The 7,606-nt window shown below is 35.0% G+C and carries 3 protein-coding genes, 1 other RNA gene and 1 pseudogene; 1 reads left to right on the top strand and 4 read right to left on the bottom strand.

Annotated elements, in window-relative coordinates:
- Positions 1-1,940: pseudogene (locus Q4512_RS13575) on the bottom strand (hypothetical protein); the annotation flags it as partial.
- A 42-nt stretch (positions 1,941-1,982) separates the two neighbouring features.
- A complete protein-coding gene (locus tag Q4512_RS13570; RefSeq protein ID WP_303425628.1) occupies positions 1,983-3,188 on the bottom strand; it encodes an NAD(P)-dependent oxidoreductase in 1,206 nt (401 codons plus the stop codon).
- Positions 3,189-3,415: 227 nt separating this feature from the next.
- Here Q4512_RS13570 and ssrA point away from each other — a divergent pair.
- Positions 3,416-3,809: a transfer-messenger RNA gene (gene ssrA, locus Q4512_RS13565) on the top strand.
- A gap of 147 nt (positions 3,810-3,956) precedes the next feature.
- Here ssrA and Q4512_RS13560 read toward each other — a convergent pair.
- A complete protein-coding gene (locus Q4512_RS13560; RefSeq protein ID WP_303425627.1) occupies positions 3,957-5,162 on the bottom strand; it encodes a DUF6786 family protein in 1,206 nt (401 codons plus the stop codon).
- Between the two features lie 128 nt (positions 5,163-5,290).
- Positions 5,291-7,606: an alpha/beta hydrolase fold domain-containing protein gene (locus Q4512_RS13555; protein WP_303425626.1), complete on the bottom strand. Its 2,316-nt coding sequence runs from the start codon at positions 7,604-7,606 to the stop codon at positions 5,291-5,293.

Genomic DNA, 7,606 nt, shown 5'->3' with positions numbered 1-7,606 from the left:
TAAGTTCCTGTTGGCGTATTTTCATTTACATCAATAGTTCCATCTGCATTTAGAAAAATGTTATTTGGGAAATTGGTTGAGGAAGTTATGGTAACTTCATTTGCATTTACTTCAACCCCATCAATAGTATCGTTATCTAAAACATTTACAACTCCTGTTGCTCCTAAAGAGTTAGAAACTTCAATCCCGTCCATACCATCATCTACTGCATTTATTGTTGCAGTAGTATCATCTGTATTGGTAACAAATAAAGTTACTGTTGCAGAAGCGCAATTGTTTGTGTTTACATTTTCGCAAATAGTATAGAATACATCGTAAGTTCCTGTTGGCGTATTTTCATTTACATCAATAGTTCCATCTGCATTTAGAAAAATGTTATTTGGAAAATTGGTAGAGGAAGTTATAGTTACTTCAGTTGCATTTACTGCTACTCCATCAATAGTATCGTTATCTAAAACATTTACAACTCCTGTTGCTCCTAAAGAGTTAGAAACTTCAATTCCATCCATACCATCATTCTGTGCAATAATTTCATTAGGAGTGTCTTGGCAAGTAAATAAAGTTCCTATATCGGTAATTGGGTTTGTAAAATTCCCTGAAATTTCTTGAGTGATTTGATTCGCGTCTAAATCTACAGCTTGTAGAGTATACGCTGTATTTAAACCACAATAATTAACATATAATGACATGGTGCCATCTGTAATAGGAAAAACATAGGTTTCCCCATTAAATGCTAAGTCTATTTCTAAATAACCATTTGTAACAGGCTCTCCATCACAATTATTAAATACACCTATAAAACTAGAGTCTACAATATCCGGACTTGCGACAGTTACTGTAATATTTTGATCATTCTCAAAAGGTCCAATTAATGTTGAAAAATTATTTCCAGAGCAATTATAATCTGGCACGACTAATACCATTTGATCACTTCTAGGCACTAAACCACATTCTGTTCCAGACGCATTGGTATAACCATAAGTACCAATTGAATTTAGTGCAGGAGAATATAAGTTAATTGGTGTATAAGATAGCGGATTACCATTGGTATCGACTAAATCTATACATACATAAACCGATGGATATGGGTAATCCCAATTCCAAAAGGAGAAATGAGACACTTCGCCAACATACTTATCTCCTTGTAATGTTGCTTCTCCTTCTTGTTTCCAAAACCCGTAATCTTCGTTAAAAGACCATAAAGGCATTACTTGAGGTGCATTACTTAAATTGTTTACAACTGGCAACGTTATTTGCGCTGTAGTACCATTTGCTAGTTGTAATTCTTCATCCGATGTTCCTATTAATGCTACTGCTAACATACCATAGGTTTCTAATACTTTTAAAGAACCTTCAGCATCTTGTCCTACTAACATTCCTGGCATTTTATTTACTATTTCTGCATCTGTAGGTTTTAGGTGTTTTAAAACAACACGTACTTGGCCAGAGTATGCTGCTCCTTGTGGATTAATAAAATCGCCACTAAATACAATTTTTGTACCATTAGAAAGACTTACCACGCCTTCTTCTCCAGAATTAATTACTGCTTCTGGTTCCATTTCTAATAGAACAATTTCTACTAAATTTACTCCTGTTTTTGGAGTTAATGCTCTTGAACCTTCTATATAACCTGTTTTGTTTGCTTTTATAAAAGCAAACTTTTCTTGTACAGTTGCATTTTCTATTGAAAAAACACCTTGTTCGTTTGTTATTGCTGTAGTGTTTCCAATTTGCACTAACACTCCAGAAAGAGGTTCTTTTGCTTCATCTAATATTTTTCCCATAAATCGGGCTTCCATAGTGCTACCGAAGTTTTCTAAAAACTCTTGAGGTGTAATCTCTGAAGTTAAAGAACTTGCAGAAAAATCTACTGGTTCATCATTACAAGAAAATAAAAATAGACATAGAACGAATAAAAAATAATTTTTAAATATACTCATGGGGATTATTTAGTTATTATAGAAATGGGGTTTGAAATTAATTTATTTTAATCCTAATACGTAATCCTGTAAATAGGAAAACCTTTCGGTAAGTTTTTTGTTTTCGGTTATTTTAGCGCGTTTTAAAATACCTTTTTGGTCTTCATTAAAAAAGGAAGGAATAACATGCTCTAAAAACATATCGCCAAAACCTTCGCTTGCATCTTTTGGCAACTCGCAAGGTAAATTATCTACAGCCATAACGGTTATTGCATTTGGCGTATTAAATGCTACTTCGGTTTCCGTTTTAGCGTCGTAGCCATAAAAAGGATCTGCAATAGTAGATGCTCTTAAAGTAGATGCAACAGGGCCATCTACATCACAAGAAATATCTGCCACTAGATTAATTTTAAAATCTGCTGATTTTGCATCTTCTCTAGTAAATAAATAGGGAGCATTATTGCCATAAAAATGTCCTGCTATAAAATAATCGGTTTCTTTTGCATAAGGCATAAAATTACTAATATAACCTGTTGGGTCTTTATAAAAAGCCCATCTATCTCCTACTTTACCATCTTCGCGTTTTGCATATTCCATAACGTCTGCCATTACATAAACAGGTTCTGAAAATTTGGAAGTTAAGTACAAGGCATCGCTTACTTCTTTAATTTTTAAGTAATCTAGAATTTCTTTTGCTCCTAGTGCAACTTTTCCTGTTCCTGTAAGAAGTATTTTAATATTTGGTATGGTAATTTTATCTAGTTCTGCCTTTACAGCATCTAAATCGGCTAGTGTTTCCACTTTTGGTAAGTTAAATAAACCATCTCGTAATCCTAATGCTCTAAACCCGTTATATGCTCCTACCAATCCGGCATAACGGCCAAAGCCTATTAATCGTGCGCCACTTTGTTTTACAATGGTTTCATGATCATACATTTCAATGTTTTTTTCTAGCATTGCTAAAAGTAACTTACGGTTGTATGGTTGCTTTTTTATGGTGTGCGAAAAATAGAAATATTTTTTATTTGGAATTAAATTTTCGATAGGCACTTCTTTTACGCCAATCATGACATCTGCATCAGACACATCGTCTGTTACCTCAAAACCTAATGCTTTATAAGCTGCATCTGGAAATACGCGAATGGCACTAGACTCTACAACAAACTGAGCTTGTGGGAATTGCTCCCTAGCTTCGGCTAATTTTTCTGGTGAAAATACCACGCGTCTGTCGGGTGGGTTTTTACGTTCTTTGATGATGGCGAATTTCATAAACTTCTAATTGGAATAAAATTTGCACTAAAGTAATAGGATTTGTGAGGTTATACAAACTTTTTAATAACTTTGCATTTGTAAACCAATGCTTTTGTTTAGGTTTGCTTGCGTTAAGGATTATAGTGACATCCTTTTGCTATTTTGCAAAAGATATAACGGAAAGCCTGACCTATTTTTGCCCTTAAAAGCAAAAATGGGTAACGCCCAAATTATCATTTTAAAACGGGGTCGACTGGTTTTGACAGCGAGATTAATGAAATGGTAAGCACGTCGAGTAATGAGATTATACTCGTAAATCCTTATTTCAACTTTTTAAACGGCGAGAATAACTACGCTTTAGCTGCATAATCTGAATTATAGTAAGATTAAGCCTCGTCCTACTAGGTAGGAGAGCTAAATGTCTCCTGAAAGCCTTAGTTAATGGCGTTCTTTTTGAGGCATCGTAAAAATTGACTATGATGGTGTAGCGCTTTGATGCACTTTCGAGATAAAAAAGATAAGTTGTAAGTGGGTTGTCTTTAACCAGCTTGCAATCGAAAACCCAAGAAAAGAATACACGTGTAGAAAGCTATTTGATTACTTGTTTGGACGAGAGTTCGATTCTCTCCGACTCCACTAACAAAAGTAACTTTGTTACGATTTGAAACATAAAAAGCGCAGCAAGTTTACTTGACTGGGCTTTGTTGTTTTAGAACGTTTGAACAGAAAAGGTAGATTTGCATAAAATAAATAAAAAACCCTCCTTTATTTACTGTTCATTATTATCTATAGAAATGCTGTTTTAATATCTTCAATAGAGACACCAAACAATGCTTTAATAATAGGATTTATATTCACCTCATCTGCTTCCATATGACAGGTTAATTGTACATGAGTTGCACATTCACCAGATTTTAAAGCTAAAGCTGGCGATGAAGTTTCCAATTCATAAAAAGGACCTAATGGTTTCGCTCCTGGACTAGATGCTCCATCGTTATAAGCATTAATTACATCGCCTTCAAAAGGTTTATCTTGTATTTCCCACATGGAATTAACATAATCCTTTGTTTTGTCAGGCTTGTTGTATTTTACTAGAGTTAATACACCATTCGCAACATCGTAAGAACCTGCAATATTTTTAGCTCTTTTTGGAGATAAACCTATTTTACTACGATATTGACCGTCGCCACTAAAATATATCATATTATCTTTGACCACCAAACGATTGGAAGGCACTTTACCAAAATAAGCATCATTAACCACCTCACCTAGGTCTGATTCTTTACCGGTAATATAAGGAATTATAATCGTGGTGTGTGGCGAATGCTTGTACATACCCAGCATCCATATAGAAAGTAACCCGTTCTCTTTTTTCCAATCGGAGTCCCCAAAATTGGTCATGGTATTTGTGGTTTTATAAGCAACAGTTTTAATCGTCTCGGGAAGAGAATCTAATCCCAATGTTTTTTGAATTTCTTGTTTAGATAGAATAGCGACTTCACGCTGAATCCCCATTTCAAATGTGAAACCTAAATAATTGGTTAACGCTGCTTCTTTTATAAATACCACTTTATTGGAAGTCTTACTTTTTACTTCAAAAGGCTCCAAGTCGATAAGTTTTGGCGTATACCAATTGTCTAAGGTGAACTCGGTCCCTTTTTTGAAGAAAATGGAATATTGTCCTCCTTCTGGTCCTAACCAAAAACGCTCTTCGCCACCAAAGACATTTATATGCTCTAAGGTTTCTTTAGATTGAAATAATTCTTTATTAATCCAACCGTAACTTCTTCCTTTAGCGCCAAAAGCACTACTGGTCATCACTCGGCCTTGTAAAGCTGCAGTAATAGCTACTTTTGCGTTGTTAGATTCTTCTGTAAGTTCAATGACGTCTATATAATTCTTTAGAAAAATGACGTCATCGCCATAAGTTGTTGTGCTTTTATTTCCAGCAGTTGTATGAAGTGAATCGGTTGCGCTATTATTTTTTTCCATTTCTCGCTTATATTTTGAATTACAGAATATAGTTAATAAAACAAAGCATCCAATAATTATAATTCTATCAAATACTAGTGATTGTTTTTGTTTGAGGTTGTATTATTTTCTCTTAATATTATATTTAATTAATTTTCAGAATCCGTTCTAAAAGGATAAGCTGGTAAAGTTGCACCATTTACTAAATTCACTTTTGGTTTTCCTGAAAAAGCGTAACGTATGTATAGCGGATTTTTTATTTGATTGGAACTTAAAATTACAGTTTGCCCTTTAATTTTTGTTTTGGCAGGTTTCCATTGCTTGGTATTGTCTGCAATCCAAAATCCTGTCGGTGATTTACCATCTGTTGTTTTTAATCCATCAGCATTAAGGTAACTTACAACTAATTTCCGATTTTTCACTTCAACATTTTTCATTATCGGGCCTTCTGCAACTATATGTTTGCCTAAGGTTTCTTTTGCAGCTTCAAGCGCCAAGCGTTCTCCAATAGGTCGTTTATCTTTGGGATGAATATCATTTAAATCCCCCAAATCAATAGTATTAATAACACTTGTATGTGGAAGTTTCAAGACTTTAAGTTGAGATTCACGCATCCAAGCCCAAGATGCTTCAGTAGGATCTTCTGGATCTATTTCCTTGCCGGCTCCTTTACCATAACCTGGCAGCATAACCACCATAAAATGCATGTCGTCTTTATGCCACTTTTTTCTATAGTTTTTTACCCACACTTTCAGAATCTCGCCGTATTCTTTCATGCCAGCTACTCTATGAAACCAATTGGCTTCTGTAACTGTAGGCACACCTGATAGATACCTGGTATTGCGTTCACCTTGATACCAGACCAATCCTCTTACGGCATAAGGCATCAAAGGTTTCATCATGGCATTAAACAAAATATTAGGTTGTCTTCTTATAAAAACATCTTCTGCCCTTGTTCGCTTATCTTGTTTTTTTATTATCGATTTAATACGGTTTTGAGTCACTGTATCTGCGTCAAAATCACGCATAATGGTTTTAAAATAATCGAACTCTTTAGTCATATCTCGAGGCATCCATGCCTCAATAGAAGAGCTTCCCCAAGACGAATGAATAATGCCAATGGGCACATTACCCAGATCTTCCAAATAATAGGCAAAGGCAAAAGCAACAGCGCTTACCGGTGTTTCTTTTGACCAAGTACCTTTAACCTCATCTTCTTCCTGTAAGGAAACGGTTTTAGTCGCCTCGAAACTTCTTATGCTTTTTGCTTTATCTACTAGAGCCTGAATATCTGGAACCGCCTTAACATTCACTTGCATATTTGATTGTCCGGAACAAATCCAAACTTCGCCCACCAAAACATCAGAAATAACAATTTCTTTTTTTCCGCTTACAATTAAATCGCTTCCTGTTTTTGAAGTTTTTAAAGTATCTAATTGAATTTTCCATTTACCAAATGCATCTGTTATTGTGGTTTTTAGTTGTCCTGCAAACGCTACACTAACTTTTTGACCAGCTTCAGCACTTCCCCAAATGGGCACTTTCATTCCACGTTGTAGCACCATATGATCACTAAAAAGATTAGCTAGGTTTACATCGGTATTACTAAACCTTGCTTTTATAAATGCGTAGCTTTTTTCCATCACATCTGTGTAAATGGTTTTATCTGCATTTTTACCTCTAAAAAAAGACCCGTTAAAAAAACCATGCCCTTTTCCTTCATAAGATTCTAACTGGCAATCATTTCCAGATTCTTTCATTAATTCATAGAAACGTTCGGCATTTTCATAAGGAACTATTTTATCTGCTTTTCCGTGAAAAATTAAAGTAGGAACAACTCCTTTCTTAATATGATGATTGGGCGAAATATCCGTTTTTTTTTTCTCACCTACTTTATCCATTCCATAGCCTTTTTCGGTAGTATCTAGAACAGGATTATACAAAATCAAAGCATTAGGTTTAGAACTGACTGATACTTCTTCTCTAACGTCTTCATAGCCTTCAATAACATCTATACACAAGGCTAGATGCCCTCCTGCAGAAGCCCCTGAAGCAACTATTTTATTAGGATTAACACCTAATGTTTTAGCTTGCTCACGAACCCATCTAATAACCGATTTCGCATCTGTTACCGCATCAAAAGGTGTGGTACCATGTATTTTGTTTACTCTATATTCTGCTGCAATGGCCACCATTCCTTTTTGAGCAAAATAGCGTGATTGCTCATAAAATTGTCTGGGTGTACCACCTGACCAACCACCACCATAGAAAAATACAATAACAGGAACTTGGTCTTTTTTTTGATGTCCTTTCGGATTGAAAATATGAAGCGACAATGCTGTATTACCTACAGTTTTGTAAACCACAGAAGTATCTGGGGTAATTGTATTTTTAACCACAAGGGATTCTGCATGAGTTATCATGGTTGAAACCAATAGAACTAATGTTGTAAGTAATAATTTCAT

It is taken from the genome of Oceanihabitans sp. 2_MG-2023, from assembly GCF_030547245.1.
Classification (GTDB): domain Bacteria; phylum Bacteroidota; class Bacteroidia; order Flavobacteriales; family Flavobacteriaceae; genus Oceanihabitans.
Note: the sequence above shows the minus strand (reverse complement) of the source record. Positions and strands in the feature narration are given on the sequence as shown.

What these genes read in the sequence shown, in the direction of transcription:
- Q4512_RS13570 (WP_303425628.1), bottom strand. Translation starts at nt 3,188, where the DNA reads ATGAAATTCGCCATCATCAAAGAACGTAAAAACCCACCCGACAGACGC.
- Q4512_RS13560 (WP_303425627.1), bottom strand. Translation starts at nt 5,162, where the DNA reads ATGGAAAAAAATAATAGCGCAACCGATTCACTTCATACAACTGCTGGA.
- Q4512_RS13555 (WP_303425626.1), bottom strand. Translation starts at nt 7,606, where the DNA reads ATGAAATTATTACTTACAACATTAGTTCTATTGGTTTCAACCATGATA.